The sequence below is a fragment of the Kitasatospora sp. NPDC058190 genome, assembly GCF_042883685.1.
GTDB lineage: Bacteria > Actinomycetota > Actinomycetes > Streptomycetales > Streptomycetaceae > Kitasatospora.
On record NZ_JBHVVI010000074.1, the window covers coordinates 1 to 17,777 of the forward strand.

General features: G+C 74.0%; 18 protein-coding genes. 8 read left to right on the forward strand and 10 right to left on the reverse strand.

Features of this window, described 5'->3' with window-relative positions:
* Window positions 1-50: 50 nt before the first annotated feature.
* The 4 genes from ACFVWU_RS28885 to ACFVWU_RS28900 all read right to left on the reverse strand — a co-directional run bounded on the left by ACFVWU_RS28885 (window position 51) and on the right by ACFVWU_RS28900 (window position 4,282).
* A complete protein-coding gene (locus ACFVWU_RS28885) occupies window positions 51-2,438 on the reverse strand; it encodes a peptidoglycan binding domain-containing protein (RefSeq protein ID WP_387626382.1) in 2,388 nt (795 codons plus the stop codon).
* 249 nt (window positions 2,439-2,687) lie between these two features.
* Window positions 2,688-3,143 (reverse strand): DUF6113 family protein, encoded by a 456-nt coding sequence (locus ACFVWU_RS28890; RefSeq protein WP_387626384.1) that lies wholly within the window; start codon window positions 3,141-3,143, stop codon window positions 2,688-2,690.
* The gene (gene mshB, locus ACFVWU_RS28895) at window positions 3,140-4,057 is read right to left on the reverse strand and encodes an N-acetyl-1-D-myo-inositol-2-amino-2-deoxy-alpha-D-glucopyranoside deacetylase (RefSeq protein ID WP_387626386.1); all 918 of its coding nucleotides are present in this window, start codon (window positions 4,055-4,057) and stop codon (window positions 3,140-3,142) included. The genes ACFVWU_RS28890 and mshB overlap by 4 nt, the downstream gene beginning before the upstream one ends.
* A gap of 30 nt (window positions 4,058-4,087) precedes the next feature.
* Entirely contained in the window at window positions 4,088-4,282 is a 195-nt protein-coding gene (locus ACFVWU_RS28900) for a DUF2304 domain-containing protein (protein ID WP_387626388.1), read from the reverse strand.
* 311 nt (window positions 4,283-4,593) lie between these two features.
* On the opposite strand from ACFVWU_RS28900, the gene ACFVWU_RS28905 reads away from it, so the two are divergent.
* The 5 genes from ACFVWU_RS28905 (at window position 4,594) to ACFVWU_RS28925 (ending at window position 10,262) form a co-directional block, all read left to right on the forward strand.
* Window positions 4,594-6,747: a prolyl oligopeptidase family serine peptidase gene (locus tag ACFVWU_RS28905; protein ID WP_387626390.1), complete on the forward strand. Its 2,154-nt coding sequence runs from the start codon at window positions 4,594-4,596 to the stop codon at window positions 6,745-6,747.
* A gap of 172 nt (window positions 6,748-6,919) precedes the next feature.
* Window positions 6,920-7,864 (forward strand): ABC transporter ATP-binding protein, encoded by a 945-nt coding sequence (locus tag ACFVWU_RS28910; protein WP_387626392.1) that lies wholly within the window; start codon window positions 6,920-6,922, stop codon window positions 7,862-7,864.
* On the forward strand, window positions 7,861-8,583 hold the full coding sequence (locus tag ACFVWU_RS28915; protein ID WP_380614337.1) for an ABC transporter permease: 723 nt from the start codon (window positions 7,861-7,863) through the stop codon (window positions 8,581-8,583). Before ACFVWU_RS28910 ends, ACFVWU_RS28915 begins: the two co-directional genes overlap by 4 nt.
* Before the next feature lie 8 nt (window positions 8,584-8,591).
* A complete protein-coding gene (locus ACFVWU_RS28920; protein ID WP_387626394.1) occupies window positions 8,592-9,857 on the forward strand; it encodes a sensor histidine kinase in 1,266 nt (421 codons plus the stop codon).
* Between the two features lie 54 nt (window positions 9,858-9,911).
* The gene (locus ACFVWU_RS28925) at window positions 9,912-10,262 is read left to right on the forward strand and encodes a hypothetical protein (RefSeq protein ID WP_387626395.1); all 351 of its coding nucleotides are present in this window, start codon (window positions 9,912-9,914) and stop codon (window positions 10,260-10,262) included.
* Between the two features lie 89 nt (window positions 10,263-10,351).
* Here the strand turns inward: ACFVWU_RS28925 and ACFVWU_RS28930 are convergent, their stop codons facing one another.
* Window positions 10,352-10,852: a GNAT family N-acetyltransferase gene (locus tag ACFVWU_RS28930; RefSeq protein ID WP_387626397.1), complete on the reverse strand. Its 501-nt coding sequence runs from the start codon at window positions 10,850-10,852 to the stop codon at window positions 10,352-10,354.
* A gap of 85 nt (window positions 10,853-10,937) precedes the next feature.
* Window positions 10,938-11,132 (reverse strand): hypothetical protein, encoded by a 195-nt coding sequence (locus ACFVWU_RS28935; RefSeq protein ID WP_387626398.1) that lies wholly within the window; start codon window positions 11,130-11,132, stop codon window positions 10,938-10,940.
* A 60-nt stretch (window positions 11,133-11,192) separates the two neighbouring features.
* On the opposite strand from ACFVWU_RS28935, the gene ACFVWU_RS28940 reads away from it, so the two are divergent.
* On the forward strand, window positions 11,193-11,822 hold the full coding sequence (locus ACFVWU_RS28940; protein WP_387626400.1) for a response regulator transcription factor: 630 nt from the start codon (window positions 11,193-11,195) through the stop codon (window positions 11,820-11,822).
* Between the two features lie 12 nt (window positions 11,823-11,834).
* On the opposite strand, the gene ACFVWU_RS28945 is transcribed toward ACFVWU_RS28940, so the two are convergent.
* Together ACFVWU_RS28945 and ACFVWU_RS28950 are read right to left on the reverse strand one after the other, a co-directional pair.
* Window positions 11,835-12,707: a transglutaminase family protein gene (locus ACFVWU_RS28945; protein WP_387626459.1), complete on the reverse strand. Its 873-nt coding sequence runs from the start codon at window positions 12,705-12,707 to the stop codon at window positions 11,835-11,837.
* A 67-nt stretch (window positions 12,708-12,774) separates the two neighbouring features.
* Window positions 12,775-13,695 (reverse strand): GNAT family N-acetyltransferase, encoded by a 921-nt coding sequence (locus ACFVWU_RS28950; protein ID WP_387626402.1) that lies wholly within the window; start codon window positions 13,693-13,695, stop codon window positions 12,775-12,777.
* 215 nt (window positions 13,696-13,910) lie between these two features.
* Between ACFVWU_RS28950 and fdxA the strand changes: the two genes are divergently transcribed.
* Together fdxA and dapC are read left to right on the forward strand one after the other, a co-directional pair.
* Complete coding sequence (gene fdxA, locus ACFVWU_RS28955; RefSeq protein WP_350511846.1) at window positions 13,911-14,237, forward strand: ferredoxin; 327 nt, start codon at window positions 13,911-13,913, stop codon at window positions 14,235-14,237.
* Window positions 14,238-14,257: 20 nt separating this feature from the next.
* Window positions 14,258-15,421: a succinyldiaminopimelate transaminase gene (dapC, locus tag ACFVWU_RS28960; RefSeq protein ID WP_387626405.1), complete on the forward strand. Its 1,164-nt coding sequence runs from the start codon at window positions 14,258-14,260 to the stop codon at window positions 15,419-15,421.
* Between the two features lie 100 nt (window positions 15,422-15,521).
* Here the strand turns inward: dapC and ACFVWU_RS28965 are convergent, their stop codons facing one another.
* A complete protein-coding gene (locus ACFVWU_RS28965) occupies window positions 15,522-16,325 on the reverse strand; it encodes a hypothetical protein (protein WP_387626407.1) in 804 nt (267 codons plus the stop codon).
* 308 nt (window positions 16,326-16,633) lie between these two features.
* A complete protein-coding gene (locus tag ACFVWU_RS28970) occupies window positions 16,634-17,701 on the reverse strand; it encodes a hypothetical protein (protein ID WP_387626409.1) in 1,068 nt (355 codons plus the stop codon).
* Window positions 17,702-17,777: the final 76 nt, after the last annotated feature.

A 17,777-nucleotide genomic window follows, 5' to 3' on the forward strand; every position in this document is an offset into this window, starting at 1 on the left:
CCTGCCGGTACTGCGGCAGGCGGTCCCGCCCCTCGTTCGTGTCCGGTCCGTCAGGCGACGGTGAACTTGAAGGTGCGGTCCTTGTCGCCGGTCTTGTCGAACAGCGAGGTGACGGCGTCCGCGACGTCCTGTGGGGTGATCGTGCCGGTCTGGCCGTTCTTCTTGACCTTCACCTTGTCGAACACGCCGTTCAGCTGCGAGCTCAGCGCGTCGAGGTCCCACTTGGGCACGATCTTGCCGGAGGCGTCCGGGACGAGCGTGAGCGCCTTGGCGGCGGTCTTGGCGCCGAATTCCCAGGACTTGGCGCCGGCCAGGACATGGATCTTGCCGTTGGCGACCTGCTTGCCGAGACCGTCGGCCGCGGCCTGCAGGGCCTGGGTGGAGACCTTGGGCTGGGCGGCCGTGACGGCCAGCGCGATCGGCTGGTCCGGCTTGCCGGCGGCGCGGTCGCGGTAGGCCTGCTCGACCACGTCCAGGGCGGCGTTGGAGTCCACCGCCTGGCCGGCCTTGCCGGGCACCACGACCGGGTCGCCGTTGTCTCCGAACTTGACGTAGCCCTCCTGCAGGCCCTGGCCCGAGCCGGCCGCCAGCGAGTCCAGCGCCGCCTTGAGCTTGGCCCGGTCGACCCGGACCTCCGGCGCGACCGCCTTGGTGCCGCCCTTGAGCGACTTGATGACGTCGACCGGGTTGTAGCTGTGCGCGGCGAGGCCGTCCACGGTGGCCGTGGTGTCGAAGCTCAGTCCGGCGACGGTCGGGTCGAGGTCGACGCTCTGGTCACCGATCTTCAGCTTGAGCGGCTGCTGCCCGGCCTTGCCGACCGACTCGTCCAGGGCGTGGATCGCCTGGTCACGGCTGTTGCCGCCGATGTCGGTGCCGAGCACCACGGTGCCCTTGGGGACGTCCGACTGGTTGAGCATCAGGCCGGTGCCGTACGCGGCGGCGCCGAGGAAGAGCACGCCGCCGACGGCGTAGACGCCGAGCTTGACCAGCTTCTTGGCGCCGCCTCCCTTGCCCTTGCCCTTGTCCTTGCCCTTGGCGGGGGCGGCCGGCTCGGTCTTGGCCGGAGCCGGGGCGGGGTTCGGTGCGGGGGCGGGCTGCGCGGCGGAACCGGTCGGAACCGGTCCGTCGGGACCGCCCGGAGCGGGCCGGGCCGCCTCCGGGCCCGGGCCGGGGGCCGGGGTCGGCAGCGGGGTGAACTCGGTGGCCTCCGGGTCGCGGCCGGCCTGCGGGGAGCCGCCGGGGGCGGGCTGCGGCGCGCCCGGGAACAGCCCGCCGGGGGCCGCCGGGGGACCGAAGGGGTCCTGGCCGGGGGCGGCCGGACGCTGGGTGGCGAACGGGTCGGCGCCGGTCGGGGCCGAGGCGAACAGGCCCGGCTGCGGACGGCCGTCGGCGCCGCGCGGGGCGCCGTTCTGGGGCAGGCCGGGTATGGCGGCCGGCGGCGGGGTGTTCTCGCGGATCGGCGCGAAGCCGTCCACGGAGGTGTCCTCCGGGCCGGGCTCGGCGGGGGCCGGGCCCTGCGGACGGCCGTTCAGGCCCGGCGCGCCCTGCGGGCCGTTCTGCTGCCGCCGCTTCGGCCGGCCACCGTTCGGCTGCTGGGCCTGCTGCTGGGGGCGGCCGCCGCGCGGGCCGCGCGGACCGGCCTCGGAGCCGGTCGGGCCGAACGGGTCGGCGACCGGGGCGAACGGGTCGGTGACGGGGGCGAAGGGCTCGGCGGCCTCGTACACCCCGGGCTCCTCGGCGCCGAACGGCGCGGTGGGCGCGGGGGCCTGGTTCGGCGACTTGCCCGGGGCGGGCACCGGGCGGCCGTTCGGGCGGGCCGCAGCGGCGGCCGGGGCCGGGCGGGCGCCGTTCGGGGCGCCCTGCGGACCGGCCTCGGCGGCGGTGCCGGCCCTGGCCGGGGCCTCCGGCGCGCTCGGGGCACCGGCCGGCACGGCGGCCGGGGCGGGCTCGGCGGCCGGGGCCTTCTTCTGCCGCGGCCGGAACCACGCGCCGGTGGACTCGGACTCGGAGGTCGCCGGCGGGATCGGCGGGATCTGCCACTCCGGCGGCAGGTGCGGCGGGGTGGCCGCGCGGCCACCGCCTTCCATCACGCCGAGGACGGGCGAGGCGGGCGCGGAGCGGTGCCGCGGGCTGCCCGGCTCGGCGGCGGCCGGGGCCGGCTCGCCCGGGCCGTCCTCGTTCTTGACGGTGCTGCGGACGACGACCGGCGGGATCGGGCGCGAGCCCGGGATGTTGATCCGCACCCGGGTGGTCAGGGTGGTCTCGGTCTTCGGGCCGTCGTCCTCGCCGCCCGACGCGGCGCCCTGGTCGGCACCGGCCGCGGCCCGGTCGCCGCCGGGGAATCCCGGTGTGCCGTAGGGCGGCGTGCCCGACGGGTAGGCGTCCGGACCCGTGCGCCGGGGCGTCGGGTTGGCGTTGTCAGATTCGCGGCTGCTCAATGCTGCTCTGCTCCGGGTTCGCGGGCGGGCCGTGCGGCGCGACCGCGGTTCGTGGTCGCCGGGCCCTGGGCCTGTCTCTGCGACCGACGGTCGGGTTCGACGTACTGCGGGACCACCATACTGGGAAGAACTGAGCGGTGAACGGCTTCGGACAGATCCTGATACGTCCGGTTCCTCCGGTATGAGAGTACGGCCGTGTGGTCCTGACTGCGCGTCGTGCGCGGTGCCGTACGCCGCGCGCGGGCGGGATCAGCGCGGGGGGTTGGGCACCCCCGGGAACCAGCTGCCACGGGTGGGCAGGGTGGCGCAGATCACGCCCAGGACCGATCCGGCGAACAGCCAGGCCAGCGAGGTGGCGTTGGACCACAGCACGTTGTCGCCCTCCGGCCGGGGCACCATCATCAGCAGCATCGCCAGGAACCAGCCGGCCGCGGGCATCGCGGCGCCGAGCCGGGTGCCGGTGATCCGCAGACCGGCGTAGAAGGTCGCGACGCTCGCGGCGAGCGCCAGCAGAACCCCCACCGGCGGCCACAGGGCCTGCACAAAGGATCCGCAGACCGACACCGCGATGCCCAGGAGGAAGAACAGGACATACACCGCGATCCGGACGGCGCGCGGGGGTTGAGGCTCGGCCAGCCGTTCCTTCTGGGTGCCGAGGACGGCCGCTGCGAGCGAGCGGCGCGGCGGCGTGGCGGGCGCGGTCATCGGACGCTCCCCTCGGTGGCGGTCTCGGTCTCGGTGTCGTGGCCCAGGCCCGCGAACAGGTCGCGCTCGGGCCGCTCCGGCCCGGCCTGGCCGCGCACCAGCTGGTAGTACTCGGTGGCGAACAGCGGCTGGCCGAGGTCGTTGGAGAGCGCGAAGAAGGCGCCGTCCACGGTGATCTGGGTGGCGTGCGCGGCCATCGCGGCGGCCTTGCGCCCCGCGTACCCTGCGCCGTCCAGCGCGGTGGTGACGGCCTCGTCGGCCACCACCCCGGGCACGTCGGCGGGCTGGGCGACGCCCGGGAACGGCGCCTTGGCGGCGGTTTCGGCGAGCCCGGCCTCGATCACCGAGCGGGGCATCCGGTTCCAGTACACCTTGGCGATCCGCCAGGCACCGCCCAGCTCCGGGCGGTGCGCCGGGTCGGCGGCCAGCTCGTACGCGCGCATCGCGACCCGGTGCGCCTGGATGTGGTCCGGGTGCCCGTAGCCGCCGTTCTCGTCGTAGGTGACCAGCACCTGCGGCCGCACCTCGCGGATCACCGCGACCAGGTGGCCGGCCGCCTCGTCCACGTCGGCCCGCCAGAAGCAGCCGGGGACGTCGTTGTCGGGCACGCCCATCATCCCGGAGTCGCGGTAGCGCCCCGGGCCGCCGAGGAAGCGGAAGTCGGTGACGCCCAGGGCGCGCATCGCCTCGGTCAGCTCGCCGATCCGGTACGCGCCGAGGGTGCCGTCCCGATCGGCCGTCAGATGGGCCAGCTCGGGCGGGATCACCTCGCCGCCCTCGCCGAGGGTGCAGGTCACCAGCGTCACCCGGACGCCCTCGGCGGCGTACCGGGCCATGGTGGCGCCGTTGCCGATCGACTCGTCGTCGGGGTGGGCGTGCACCAGGAGGAGGCTGCGGCCGGTAGTCGCGGTCATGGGAGGAAGCCTAACGACCGCGGCCGCGGGTCAGAGCTTCAGGCCGTTGAGCATCCCGGCGAGGTTGGTGGTGACCTGGCTGATCGACGGGGCGATCGAGCTGGAGGCCAGGTAGAAGCCGAGCAGCGCGCAGACGACGGCATGCGCCGGCTTCAGGTCGGAGCGGCGGACCAGCACCACCACGATCGTCAGCGTCAGCGCGACTGCGGAGATGTTCATGGCCATGTCGGCTCATACCCCTTCTCGGGCGCCGACCCCTGGGGAGGGCCGGCGGTGGGACCGTACGGGAATCGGGGTCGGGTGACCGGGGCCGGGACGGACCCGACGGCCACTCGCCTGACCAGTCATACCCGATAGGTAAGGGGAGCATTACATTCAGTGAGTCCACGCGCGCCGGGGCATCGGGGCGCTCGTGCGGCGCATGGGCCGGTCGGAGGCGGTTTGGACCCCTTTAGGGCGTACTTCGCGACGATGCTCCGAACGAGTGATCACCAGTCACCCGGCCGTGGGAGTCCGCCGTCGTAGGGTCTGGTGCCATGACCTCCCACACCCCTGCGGACACCTTCCCCCGGCAGTACGCGCGGACCCTGCGCTACACCGTCGGCGCGCCCCGCTCCTTCTCCGTCGCACCGGACGGCTCGCGGGTCGTCTTCCTGCGCTCGCGCTCCGGCAGCGACCGGGCCAACCTGCTCTGGACCCTCGACACCGCCACCGGCGAGGAGCGGATCGCCGCCGACCCGGCCGTCCTGCTCGGCGGCGGTGAGGAGGACCTCTCGCCGGCCGAGAAGGCCCGCCGCGAGCGCAGCCGCGAGGGCTCGGCCGGCGTCGTCGGCTACGCCCTGGACGCGGACGGGAAGCTCGCCGCCTTCGCCCTGTCCGGCCGGCTGTTCACCGCCGACCTGGCCACCGGCGCCACCGCCGAACTGCCCGCCCGGGGCCCGCTGCTGGACCCGCGGCTCTCCCCGGACGGCGCGCACGTCGCCTACGCCAACACCACCGGCGAGCTGCGGCTGACCCGTACCGACGGCAGTGGCGACCGGGCGCTCGCCGAGCCGGACGGCCCCAACGTCACCTGGGGCCAGGCCGAGTTCATCGCGCAGGAGGAGATGGACCGCGACCGCGGCTTCTGGTGGTCCCCGGAGAGCGACCTGTTGCTGGTCGAGCGCGCCGACGACAGCCCGGTGCGCCGCTGGTGGATCGCCGACCCGGCCAACCCGGACCGCGAGCCCGCCGAGGTCGCCTACCCCGCGGCCGGCACCGCCAACGCCGAGGTCGGCCTCTGGGTGCTCGACCTGCACGGCGGGCGCACCGAGGTGTCCTGGGACCGCGAGGCCTTCCCGTACCTGGCCCGGGTGCACTGGTCCAAGGGCGGGGTGCCGCTGCTGCTGGTCGAGTCCCGGGACCAGCGCGCGCAGCGGATCCTCGGCGTGGACGTGGCCACCGGCGCCACCGACGTGCTGTTCGAGGAGCGCGACGAGGCCTGGCTGGAGGCCTTCCCGGGCGTCCCGGCCTGGACCCCGGACGGCAAGCTGGTCCGGATCTCCGACGAGGGAGGAGTGCGCGCGCTGGTGGTCGGCGACCAGGCCGTCACCGGGGCCGACCTGCACGTCAGGTCCGTCGTCACCGTGACCGAGGAGGAGGTGTTCTTCACCGCCTCCGGCGGCGCCGAGGAGACCGACCCCGAGCCCGGCTGGATCGCCGTCGGCCGGATCAGCCACGACGGCAAGCGGCTCGCCTGGGAGTCTTCCAACGGCCGTCCGTTCACCTCCGTCACCAGCGCGGTGCACGCCGGCGGCATCACCGTCCGGGCCACCGCCGAGCCCGACCTGCCGGGTTCCCTGGTGCAGGTCGCCCGCGACCTGCCGGAGGGCGTGGTGGTCGACGACGTCGCCGTCATCGCCTCCCATGCCGAGACCCCGGTCATCACCGCCCGCCCGGTCTTCCGCTTCGCCGGCGAGCGCCGCATCCCGGCCGCCGTCTTCCTGCCCACCGGCTACGACCGCGAGCGCGACGGCCTGCTGCCCGTCCTGATGGACCCGTACGGCGGCCCGCACGGCCAGCGCGTCGTCCAGGCCCACAACCCGCACCTCAACTCGCAGTGGTTCGCCGACCAGGGCTTCGCGGTGGTCGTCGCCGACGGCCGCGGCACCCCCGGGCGCGGTCCGGCCTGGGAGAAGTCCATCGCCTTCGACTTCGTCGGGGCCACCCTGGACGACCAGGTGGACGCGCTCCAGGCGCTCGCCGGGGAGTTCCCGCTCGACCTCGACCGGGTCGCCATCCGCGGCTGGTCGTACGGCGGCTACCTCTCCGCGCTCGCCGTGCTGCGCCGCCCGGACGTGTTCCACGCGGCGGTCGCCGGGGCGCCGGTCACCGACTGGGAGCTGTACGACACCCACTACACCGAGCGCTACCTGGGCCACCCGGCCGAGCGGCCCGACGTGTACGAGGCGAACTCGCTGAACGGCTACGCGGCCGGCCTGGAGCGGCCGCTGATGATCATCCACGGTCTCGCGGACGACAACGTGGTGGCCGCCCACACCCTGCGGCTCTCCTCGGCGCTGCTGGCCGCCGGCCGCCCGCACACCGTGCTGCCGCTGTCAGGTGTCACCCACATGACCCCGCAGGAGGAGGTCGCGGAGAACCTGCTGCTGCTCCAGGTCGACTTCGTGAAGCGCGCGCTGGGGATCTGACCAGCCCCTTCGGCGGCCGGTACTCCTGTGACGGGGGTACCGGCCGCCGGCATGACATCCGTCATGCGGAAGCCACGACGGCCGGCACTGCCGCCGGCACCCGCCCGCGCGGGACTCTGAGGTGGTGCGAACAGCACCGGACGCATCACCGACAGGGGAGAGGAACGGAGCGATGGTTGCCGAAGTGGCCGCCTTCCGCGGCGTGGGGAAGAACTACGGGCGGGTGCGCGCGGTGGACGGGCTGGACCTCGTGCTGAGGCCGGGCGAGACCGTCGCCCTGCTCGGCCCGAACGGCGCCGGCAAGTCCACCAGCCTGGACCTGCTCCTCGGCCTGCGCGAGCCCGACCAGGGCAGCGTCACCCTGTTCGGCGGCACGCCGCGCTCCGCCATCGAGGCCGGCCGGGTCGGCGCGATGCTGCAGAGCGGCGGGCTGATGGCCGACGTCAAGGTCCGCGAGCTGGTCCAGCTCGCCTGCGACGTGCACCCGCGCGGTCGGTCGGTCACGGGGGTGCTGGCCGACGCCGGGATCACCGAGCTGGCGGAGCGGCGGGTCGACAAGCTGTCCGGTGGCCAGGAGCAGCGGGTGCGCTTCGCCCTGGCCATCGCCGGCGACAACGACCTGATCGTGCTGGACGAGCCCACCACCGGCATGGACGTCAGCGTCCGGCAGGCGTTCTGGGCGAGTATGCGGGCCCAGGTCGACGCCGGGCGCACGGTGCTGTTCGCCACCCACTACCTGGAGGAGGCCGACTCGATCGCCGACCGGGTGCTCGTGCTGCACCGGGGCCGGCTGATCGCGGACGGCAGCTCCGCGGAGATCAAGGCGCGGGCCGGAGCCCGCCGGGTCTCCTTCGAACTCCACGACGCGGATGGGCAGTTCTTCGACGAGGGGATGCTGCGCACGCTGCCCGGCGTGCAGTCGCTGGAGGTCACCGCCCGGGCCCCGGGGGTGCGGACGGTCCGGATCCGGACGGCGGACGCCGACGCGAGCGTCGCCGCGCTCTACCGCTCCGGGCTGTACCCGCGCGGGCTGGAGGTCGCCGGGCTGGGCCTGGAGCAGGCCTTCCTGACCATCACCGGCGAACTGGACGAGGCCGCGAAGGAGAACGTGCGATGACCACCCTGATCAAGCTGGAGATCCTGCGGACCCTGCGCAACCGGCGCTACCTGATGTTCAGCGTCGCCTACCCGGCGCTGATGTACTTCTTCTTCATCCACGCCTACGGCACCGACAAGCTGGCCGGCGGCCTGCCCGTGAAGACGTACTTCATGGTCTCGATGGCCACCTTCGGCTCGGTCGGCGCGGTGCTGACCGGCAGCGCGCAGCGGATCTCGCTGGAGCGCAAGAGCGGCTGGGTGCGCCAGCTGCGGCTGACCGCGCTGCCCGGCCGGGCGTACACCCTGGCCAAGATCGCCGCGAGCTCGGTGACCACGCTGCCGGCGATCCTGGTGGTCTTCGCGGTCGGCGCCAGCCAGGGCGTCTCGCTGAGCGCGGCGCAGTGGCTCGGGCTGACGGCCGCGCTGTGGCTGGGCAGCTTCGTCTTCGCCGCGCTCGGGGTCGCGCTCGGCTACGCGGCGGCGCCGGACTCGGTGCAGACCATCGTGATGATCACCTACATGGTGATGTCGTTGTTCGGTGGCACCTGGTTCCCGCTGACGGGCACCCTGGAGACGTACGCCCGGATCAACCCGGTGCACCTGTACAACCAGCTGGCCACCTTCACCCAGCCGGGGCACTCCCTGGACCTGGCCGCGGTGGCCGGGCTGGCCGGCTTCCTCGCGGTCTTCGTGGCCGCGGCGGCGGCCCTGTACCGCCGCGACACCCGCCAGGCATGATGATCGACATGAGTGACACGCGCCGGACCCGCCGCACCGACGACCACATGCAGGTGGGCCTGGCGCGTGCGTCGTTCATGAACGTCCCCGGCTCCCCGGTGGAGACCCGGCGGCAGCTGCTGGTCAAGGTCGCCTGGATGCTGCTGTGGATGCTCTACCTGGCCTACCCGGCGGGCAACCTGCTGAACGGGGACCACAGCGCGGCCGGCCAGGTGTTCGGCTGGTGCTGCCTGGCGGGGTTCGTGGCCGCCTACGTCCTGCTGGTGATCTTCCGCTCGCAGGCGGGGATGAAGCCACGGCTCTGCCGGGTGATCGTCGCGACCATGACCGTGCTCGCGGTCGCCGCCTCCTTCGTCCTCGGCGGCGCGTTCCTGACCCTGTTCATCTACGCGGCCGTGTGCCTGGCGATCATCGCGCCGGCGCGCTACGCGCTGCGCGGGCTCGCGGGCATGGCCGCGCTCACCGCCGTGACCGGCCTGCTGATCCACGCCGGGAACGACAACACCTCCACCTTCGCCCTCAGCGCCTTCCTCTCCGGCGTCGCGATGACCGGCCTGCAGCGGCTGGTCGCCACCATGCAGGAACTGCGCGAGGCCCGCGCGGCCGTCGCCCACCTGGCCGCCTCCGAGGAGCGGCTGCGGCTCGCCCGCGACCTGCACGACCTGCTCGGGCACTCGCTCTCGCTGATCACCCTGAAGAGCGAGCTGGCCGGACGGTTCATGGACGCCGGCAAGGACGAGGCGGCGCGGACGCAGGTCGCCGACATCGAGCAGGTCGCCCGGCAGTCGCTGATCGACGTGCGCGAGGCGGTGACCGGCTTCCGCCGCCCGACCCTGCCGGTCGAGCTCGCCGCCGCCCGGACCGCCCTGTCCGCCGCGCAGGTGCGGCTGGAGGCCGCGCCGGAGCTGGTGGACGCCTGGCCGTCGCTGGCCAACGAGGAGGCCGGCGCGCTGGCCTGGGCGCTGCGCGAGGCCGTCACCAACATCGTCCGGCACGGCGAGGGCGCCACCGTGTGCACGGTGACGGCGGACGAGAGCTGGGAGGCGAGCGGCGAGCGCTACGCCGTCCTGGAGATCGCCGACGACGGGCGCGGGCCGGGCAAGTCCCAGCCGGGCAACGGACTCTCGGGACTGGAGGAGCGCCTCGCACTGGTCGGCGGGCGGCTGGAGACCGGGCCGGGGGAGCGCGGCAAAGGCTTCCGGTTGCGGGCCTCGGTGCCGCTGCGGACGACGGCCGAGCCCTCCGAGCCTTCCGAGCCCTCCAAGGTCCGCTAGCCGGAAGGCGCTCCTGCGGGAACCCGGCCGTCTGGACCGATCGTCCTGTCGGGCATGTCCACCGTTCTCATCCTCGGCTTCGACCCGCACGCCGTCCCCGGCATGGACGGCGACGGCATGCGGACCGTCCTCGACGCCGAACTCGCCCGCTTCGCCGAGCACGGCCTCGACGCGGCGATGACCCTGGTCGCCCCCGACGAGACCGCCGAGCCCGCGATCACCGCCGCCCTCGCCGACCGGGACTGGGACGTCGTCGTCATCGGCGGCGGCATCCGCAAGCCCGAACCGGCGCTGCCCTTCTTCGAACTCGTCGTCAACCTCGTCCGCCGTCACGCCCCACAGGCCGCCGTCGCCTTCAACACCAGCGGCGCCGACAGCGTCGAGGCCGCCCAGCGCTGGCTGTAGCCCCTGGTAGGGCGTGGTTTCGACGCACTCGGTCCCGCTGATACGAGTAACCGCCCGGTGCGGTGTGGGAAGTCAGCCGGGCCGACTTCCTACTCCGTGGGACGGAGGGCGGCCAGGCTGCGGCGGTAGGAGAGAGCGGGGCGGTCGTCGAGGAGGAACTCCTCGACGACCGCGAACCCGTTGTGGGTGAGGACGGCTTGGGAGGCGGGGTTGTCCAGGGTGGTGGCGGCGGTCAGGGACCGAAGGCCGTAGGTGTGGGTGGCGAGGCGGCAGATCTCGGCGACGGCGGCCTTGGCGAGGCCTCGGCCGGCGGCGGATTCGGCGACGCGGTAGCCGAGTTCGGCGGATCCCGCCGTGATGTCGACCAGGTTGATGCGGCCGATGAGGGAGCCGCTCGGATCGAGGATGACGTGGAACCGGCAGGTGCCCTCGGCCTGTTCGGTGAGGAGCGCGGCGTGGCGGGTCGGGAATTCGGCGAAGTAGGCGTCGCCTCGGTCGGGGATGGTGCGGGCGAACCAGGCGCGGTTGGCGCGTTCGAAGGCGAGCAGGGCGTCGGCGTGGTCGGGGCGGAGGAGCTCCAGGGTCAGCATCCGGCCAGTCTGGTGCGCAGGGCTTCGGGTTACCACTCGAATACCTCGCGCAGGCTCTCCGGGACGGGCCGGCCGCTGATGACGGTCAGAAGCTGCCGGTAACGCTCGGCGCGCGGGTCGTCGGCTCCCGGTCCTGGACGAGTTCGCCCAGCTCGACCCCGGCCTCGACCTGCTCCGGCCGTGGCTCGTCGGGGAGTTCGGGCATCGCCGAGCGCATCATCGCGACGAACTCGGGGTTGGCGTCGAGTCCGATCGAGTGGAGCGCGTCGTTGCCGTCCATGCGGTCCACCTTGGCGTCTCCCCCTACAGGAGGCTCAAGCCTCCCTCTATGGTCGTGACCATGGGTAACACAGAGAACAGCCCCTCGATCCGCGTGCTGCTCGCCGAGGACCAGGGCATGGTCCGCGAGGCGCTGGCGGCGCTGCTCGGGCTGGAGGGGGACATCGACGTCGTCGCGCAGGTGGGCCGCGGGGACGAGGTGGTGGAGGCGGTGCTGGCGAACGACGTGCAGGTCGCCGTGCTGGACATCGAGATGCCGGGCATGACGGGCATCGAGGCGGCCGCCGAACTGCACCGCAGGGCGCCGCGGACGAAGGTGGTGATCGCGACGACCTTCGGCCGCCCCGGCTATCTGCGCCGGGCGATGGAGTACGGCGCGGACGCCTTCCTGGTGAAGGACGCGCCCGCGTCCGAACTCGCCGAGGCGATCCGCCGGGTGCTGCGCGGCGAGCGGGTGATCGACCCGGCGCTGGCGGCGGCCGCGCTGGCCGAGGGCGCCAACCCGCTGACCGCGCGCGAGCGGGACGTGCTGGGGGCGGCCGCCGACGGTGCGGTGAACGCGGACATCGCCAAGCGGCTGCACCTGTCGGAGGGGACGGTCCGCAACTACCTGTCGATGGCGATCCAGAAGACCGAGGCCCGCAACCGCACCGAGGCGGTCCGGATCGCCCGGGAGAAGGGCTGGCTGTAACCCCGCGGACGATCAGTTGAGCCGGTGCCGGGCCGCCCGGGCCTCCTGGCGGACCTTGGCGGCGGTGTCCGGGTCGAAGGCGTCCAGGATCTGCGCGTAGGCGTCCATCTCCGCCGAGCCGCCGAGGAAGTCCCCCATTCGCACCAGGAGTTCGGCCCGTTCCAGCCGGAGCTGGGCCGGGTGCCGGGGGAGCAGCAGGGCGAGCTCGGTGGCCCACAGCTGGGTGCGGGCGTGCTCGGGCCGGTCGGCGGCCCAGGCCCGGATGTTGCCGAGCACCCGCAGCACGATGTCCAGCGGCTGGGCGGGGGTGAGCAGGTCGGGGGTGAACTCGTGCCCGGCGGCGGCGACCAGCTGTTCGACGTCGGCCGGGTCGAGCAGCCGGCCGCCGTGGAAGGGGTCGGCGAGCACGTAGTCCTCGCCGCCGGCCGGGCCGCCGACCGCGACGATGAAGTGGCCGGGCAGCCCGATGCCGTGGACGGTGAGCCCGGCCCGCCGTCCGACCGCCGTCCACACCAGCGAGAGCATGATCGGCAGTCCGCGCCGGCGCCGCAGTACGTCCGGCAGCAGCGAGGACTCCAGCCGCCGGTAGTCGGACATCCGCCCGTGGAACCGCTCCCGCCCGCCGAGGACGGCGGCGAGCAGGGCGGCGGTCTCCTCCGGCCCGGAGGGCGAGCGCTCGGCGACGGCGAGCCGTACGGCGGCCGCGTGCCGGTCCAGCGCGGCCTCGCAGGCGGCGAGCAGGGCGTCGACGCCGGGCGGCTCGCCGACGTCGCCCGGGTCGAGGACCGGGGCGTGCTCGGCGGCGGCGAGCAGGCAGAGCAGCACCGGGTCGGGCTGCTCGGCGCGGGCGGCGGTCCGGAAGCGGTCTCTGCTCTGCTCGGTCACGGTGACGACGACGGCCTTCGTGCGACGGACGGACAAGCGGACAAACGGGGACGTAACGGTCGGTCGGCTACCCCTGGGGCAGGGGTGCGTAGTGGTAAGTGTGACTGGTCGTGAAGCCGAGTCCGTCATAGAGCGCGATCGCACCGCCGTTCCCGGCCTCGACCTGCAGGTACGCGCCGCTCGCCCCCTCCTCGGCCGCCCGGGCGGCGAGCGCCGCCATGACCGCCGTCGCCAGCCCGGCCCGCCGGGCGTACGGCTGGACCTCGATCGCGCCGAGGCAGGCCCAGGGCCCGTCGATGACGCAGCGTCCGATCGCCAGCGGCGGCTGCCCGGGGGCGCCCGGCACGGTGGCGAACCAGACCGACGGGCCGCCGTGCAGCACCCGCCGGGCCGCCTCCCGCACCGCCGGGTCCTCGCTCAGCCGCCCGTACAGCGACATCCAGTCCGCGTCCGCGGTCCGCGAGAGCCGGACCCGGTCGTGCCCGGCGCCGGCCCGGGCCACCCCGGCCAGCGGGGCCGTGCGCACCAGGGTCGGCGAGCGCAGCGGGCCCAGCAGCGCCCGCAGTTCGTCCGTCGTCCCGGGAGCGACCACCTCGACCAGCGCGGGCAGGCCGCGTGCCGCGTACCAGTCCCGGACGGCGGCCAGCGCGTCCGGCAGCGGCAGCCCCGGCTCGCCGAGCGCCTGGACGGAGTTGGCCCGCTGGGTGAACCCGGACGCGGCCCGCAGGGTCCATTCGCCGAGCGCCTCCTGCTCGACCCCGGGCCAGCCGCGCCCGGCGATCCGCTGCAGCTCGACCGGAGTGGCGGCCGGCTGCGGTACGCGCCGGGCCGGGAACAGCGGGACGGTCTTGCCCGCGACCAGCAGTTTCTCCGGGAAGGAGACCGGCTCGCCCGAGCGCGGTGTTACGGTGAGCCCATGATCGTCCCACGATGTGAGCACCCCGATCACATCGCGGAACACCGGACGGTCGTCCACGAACTCGGACACCCGTCGCACGGACACGCGTCGTCCCACGTCAGAGCGATCTATCCGGACTTCCGGGCGGCTGTCCAGCGGGTCCCGAGTCATGATCCGGCCACCTCCTGTGCATTTGCGGTCTCCGACCCGCGATACTAGGGGCGGGCATCGACGACGCCGCGCTCACCGCGCACGCGAGCAGAACAGAACGGGCCACCAGGGCCCTTCCGAGGAGGAACGACAGCGTGACCTACGTCATCGCGCAGCCTTGTGTCGACGTGAAGGACAAGGCGTGCATCGAAGAGTGCCCGGTTGACTGCATTTACGAGGGCAGCCGTTCCCTCTACATCCACCCGGATGAGTGTGTCGACTGTGGCGCTTGTGAGCCGGTCTGCCCGGTCGAGGCGATCTTCTACGAGGACGACACTCCGGAGGAGTGGAAGGACTACTACAAGGCGAACGTCGAGTTCTTCGACGACCTGGGCTCGCCCGGTGGCGCCTCGAAGCTCGGCCTGATCGAGCGGGACCACCCGTTCATCGCCGCTCTGCCGCCGCAGAACGCCGACCACTGACGATCGGTGGCTACTGAGCTGTGAGCACGAACAGCACGCGCGCGCCGTTCCCGGGCCACCCGGGGGCGGCGCGCCGCGTTTCCGACCGGCTGCCCGTCTTCCCCTGGGACAAGCTGGAGCCCTACAAGGCCACCGCCCTCGCCCACCCGGGCGGCCTCTGCGACTTCTCCGTCGGCACCCCCGTCGACCCGGTCCCCGAGGTGATCCAGAAGGCGCTGGCCGCCCACACCGACACGCCCGGCTACCCGACCGTCTGGGGCCCCCTGGAGCTGCGCGAGGCGATCGCCGGCTGGCTGCACCGCCGCTGCGGCGCCGAGATCGGCCCGCAGGCCGTCCTGCCGACCGTCGGCTCCAAGGAGCTGGTGGCCTGGCTGCCGACCCAGCTCGGCCTCGGACCGGGCGACCAGGTCGCCTACCCGCGGCTGGCCTACCCGACCTACGAGGTCGGCGCCCGGCTGTGCGGCGCCGAGCCGGTCGAGTACGACTCGGTGGACGAGCTGGACGGCTCCCGGGTGCGCCTGCTCTGGGTGAACTCGCCGTCCAACCCGACCGGCCGGGTGCTCGGCGCGGACGAGCTGCGCCGCGCCGTCGAGTGGGCCCGGGAGCACCGGGCGCTGCTGGTCAGCGACGAGTGCTACCTGGAGCTGGGCTGGGAGGCCGACCCGGTCTCCGTCCTGCACCCGGACGTCTGTGGTGGCCCTGCCGATGGAACGCAGCACGAGGGCCTGCTGGCCGTCCACTCCCTCTCCAAGCGCTCCAACCTGGCCGGCTACCGCGCCTCCTTCGTGGCGGGCGACCCGGTGGTGGTCAAGGAGCTGCTGGAGGTGCGCAAGCACGGCGGCATGATCGTGCCGGCGCCGGTCCAGGCGGCGACGATCGCGGCACTGGCGGACGACGCCCACGTGGCCGAGCAGCGGGAGCGGTACGCGGCCCGGCGCTCGGCGCTGCGGGCGGCGCTGGAGGCGTACGGCTTCCGCGTCGAGCACTCCGAGGCGAGCCTCTACCTGTGGGCGACCCAGGACCGCCCGTGCTGGGAGACCGTGGCCGAACTGGCCGCTCTGGGCATCCTGGTGGCGCCCGGCGACTTCTACGGCCCGGCCGGCGAGCGCTTCGTCCGGGTCGCCTTCACCGCGACCGACGAGCGGGTCGCCGCGGCCGTCGAGCGGCTGAACGCGGCGCGCTGACGACACGTCGAAGGGGCCGGTGTTCCGAGCGGGAACACCGGCCCCTTCGGCCTGTGCGGACGACCGGGGGCTACCGGGGAATGCCGGGAACCACCGCGGACTACAGCGGCAGGCCGCTGATGCTGCCGCCGTTGACGCCGCCCAGCAGGCCGCCCACCGGGCCGAGCGCGCCGGTCAGGCCGGAGAGCGGGTTGTGCGGGCCGAGGTCGGCGCCGCCGAGGCGGTTGGCCGAGCCGTGCTCCGCGAGGCCCAGGACGTCGGTGCCGGGCAGGCCGCCGGGCAGGGCGTGCTCGACCGTGCCGACCGGCAGCGCGCGCTCCACCGAGCCGAGCGGCAGCGCGTCGGTGACGGCGTTGGTGCCGGGGACGGCGCTGGAGAGCTTGTCGGCGCCGGGCAGGGCCTGGGCGACGGCGCCCGCCTGGCCGAGCCCGCCGACCGGGCTGGTGCCGGCGTTGGCGCTGCGGGTGCCCATGCCCTTGCCGGTGACGGCCTCGCCGAGCTTGCCGGCCAGCGTCGAGGCGACCTTCGGGGTGAGGGCGGAGAGCTGGCCGGTGGTGGCGGCGGTCTGGTCGACCGGGGCGGTCAGCGAGCCGGCCTTCTCGTTCGCCTCGGGGAGCTGGTGGGCGACGATGTTGCCGGCGGCGTCGGCGGAGGCCGGCACGCCCGCGGCGACGGTGGCCGCGCCGGTGGTGCCGGCCGCCTGGCCGAGCTGGTGGGTGGTGTGCTGCAGGGTGGAACCGGTGTCGGTGTTGGTCAGCTGGCCCAGCGGCGCCGCGAGGTCGCTCTTGGGAAGCAGGGCGTCCCCGCCCAGGGCGGACGCGGAGCCGGCCGCGACCAGCGGGGTCGCTCCGGCGGCCACGACGAGCGCGGCCTGGGCGATCCGGCGCGTGAGGGGGTGAGACATGGGGCTCCTCGAAGGGGTCTGGGTCCGTCCCGTCCGCCGGGTGGACGACCGGCCTGGACGGGACCGGGCGGACGAGGTTGTTACCGCTTGAGAAGCCAGAAGGTTTCGGCCGGGGCAAGGAAAGTTCCAAACCGACCATCGGATCGTATGACCACAGCGGCGGGGTCCACCGGACCCCGCCGCACCCCGTCGGATCGGCCCCGGCCAAGGGAAGTGACGGTTCTCCATCCGGGTTCGCCGGAACGGGCGGTCGGTCCACCGGAGTTGACCGAAATCACCCGTCCGGCGGCAACCCGTACGTCTGTGCGTCAGCTCTTGTCGTACGGGGCCAGGGTGACCTGAACGAGCTTGGTCGACGTCCCCGAGCTCTGGGTCTGCCAGCCGTCCTCGGACTTGGTCTTGCGCCAGATCTTCCCGTCGTAGGCGACCGTCGCGATCCCCAGCTGCTGGGCCTGCGCGACCGCCCAGTGGGCCACCTCCCAGCCGCTGGTCCGCTCCGCGCTCGCCCCGGCGTCGCCGCCGGCGTCCGCCGAGGAGGTCAGCGCCGCGGTCGCCGGGTCCGGGGTCAGCGAGACCGCGTTCTCGGCGCCCTTGATCGTCGAGGTGTAGCCGGTGGCCGGTGTGACGGTGCGGCCGAACTCCCGGCGCACCCGGTCGGACAGCACCTGGGCGCGGTCCGGCTGGGCGACCGGGGTGGCCGAGGCGCCCGCGGTCGGCGACGGCGAGTCGGCCGGGTCCGGCTTGGCGTAGTCGTGCACCACGCAGGTGAAGGAGGCCGGCTCGCGCCCGGCCAGCGCCGAGGTCAGCAGGGTCGCCTTGGTCTCGTGCTTGGCGTACGCCTGCGGGTAGCCGCTCTTCTGCACCGCCTGCGCCGCGTCGGTCAGCGGCATCCGGGTGTAGCCGGGCACCTTGACCAGGCCGTCCAGGAACTTGTTGGTCGCGTACACCGGGTCCGCGATCTGCGCCGGGGTGCCCCAGCCCATCGACGGCCGCTGCTGGAACAGGCCGATCGAGTCCCGGTCACCGCCCGCGAGGTTGCGCAGCTTGGACTCCTGCATGGCGGTCGCCAGCGAGATCGCCGTCGCCCGGTCCGGCAGCCCGCGCGACCGCGCCACCGCGGCGATCGTCGCCGCGTTGGCGGCCTGCGGCAGCTCCAGCGTGCCGTTGCCGGCCGCGGTCTTCACCGAGCACTCCTCGGAGACGCCCGGCCGGAACCCGAACCACCAGATCCCGACCACCGCCAGGCCCGCGACCAACGCCAGGCCGAGCAGCCCGACCAGCACGAGCAGCAGCGCGCGCACCGGACCGCGGCGGCGGGGCGCCACTTCGTCGCCCAGCTCCTCGCCCAGCTCCTTGCTGCGCCTTCTCCTGGCCACCCTCGCCCCTCTCGCGCCCGCCTTCTTGATCCGACACCGTACCCACTCGGACGGATGTGCGGCGCATCCCGGTTGC

Bases quoted from the DNA above. Each gene is read 5' to 3' on its own strand.
- ACFVWU_RS28940 (WP_387626400.1), top strand. From the start codon at position 11,193: ATGGGTAACACAGAGAACAGCCCCTCGATCCGCGTGCTGCTCGCCGAG.
- mshB (WP_387626386.1), bottom strand. From the start codon at position 4,057: ATGACCGCGACTACCGGCCGCAGCCTCCTCCTGGTGCACGCCCACCCC.
- ACFVWU_RS28935 (WP_387626398.1), bottom strand. From the start codon at position 11,132: ATGGACGGCAACGACGCGCTCCACTCGATCGGACTCGACGCCAACCCC.
- ACFVWU_RS28905 (WP_387626390.1), top strand. From the start codon at position 4,594: ATGACCTCCCACACCCCTGCGGACACCTTCCCCCGGCAGTACGCGCGG.
- ACFVWU_RS28965 (WP_387626407.1), bottom strand. From the start codon at position 16,325: ATGTCTCACCCCCTCACGCGCCGGATCGCCCAGGCCGCGCTCGTCGTG.
- ACFVWU_RS28900 (WP_387626388.1), bottom strand. From the start codon at position 4,282: ATGGCCATGAACATCTCCGCAGTCGCGCTGACGCTGACGATCGTGGTG.
- ACFVWU_RS28890 (WP_387626384.1), bottom strand. From the start codon at position 3,143: ATGACCGCGCCCGCCACGCCGCCGCGCCGCTCGCTCGCAGCGGCCGTC.
- ACFVWU_RS28920 (WP_387626394.1), top strand. From the start codon at position 8,592: ATGAGTGACACGCGCCGGACCCGCCGCACCGACGACCACATGCAGGTG.
- ACFVWU_RS28915 (WP_380614337.1), top strand. From the start codon at position 7,861: ATGACCACCCTGATCAAGCTGGAGATCCTGCGGACCCTGCGCAACCGG.
- ACFVWU_RS28930 (WP_387626397.1), bottom strand. From the start codon at position 10,852: ATGCTGACCCTGGAGCTCCTCCGCCCCGACCACGCCGACGCCCTGCTC.
- ACFVWU_RS28925 (WP_387626395.1), top strand. From the start codon at position 9,912: ATGTCCACCGTTCTCATCCTCGGCTTCGACCCGCACGCCGTCCCCGGC.
- ACFVWU_RS28910 (WP_387626392.1), top strand. From the start codon at position 6,920: ATGGTTGCCGAAGTGGCCGCCTTCCGCGGCGTGGGGAAGAACTACGGG.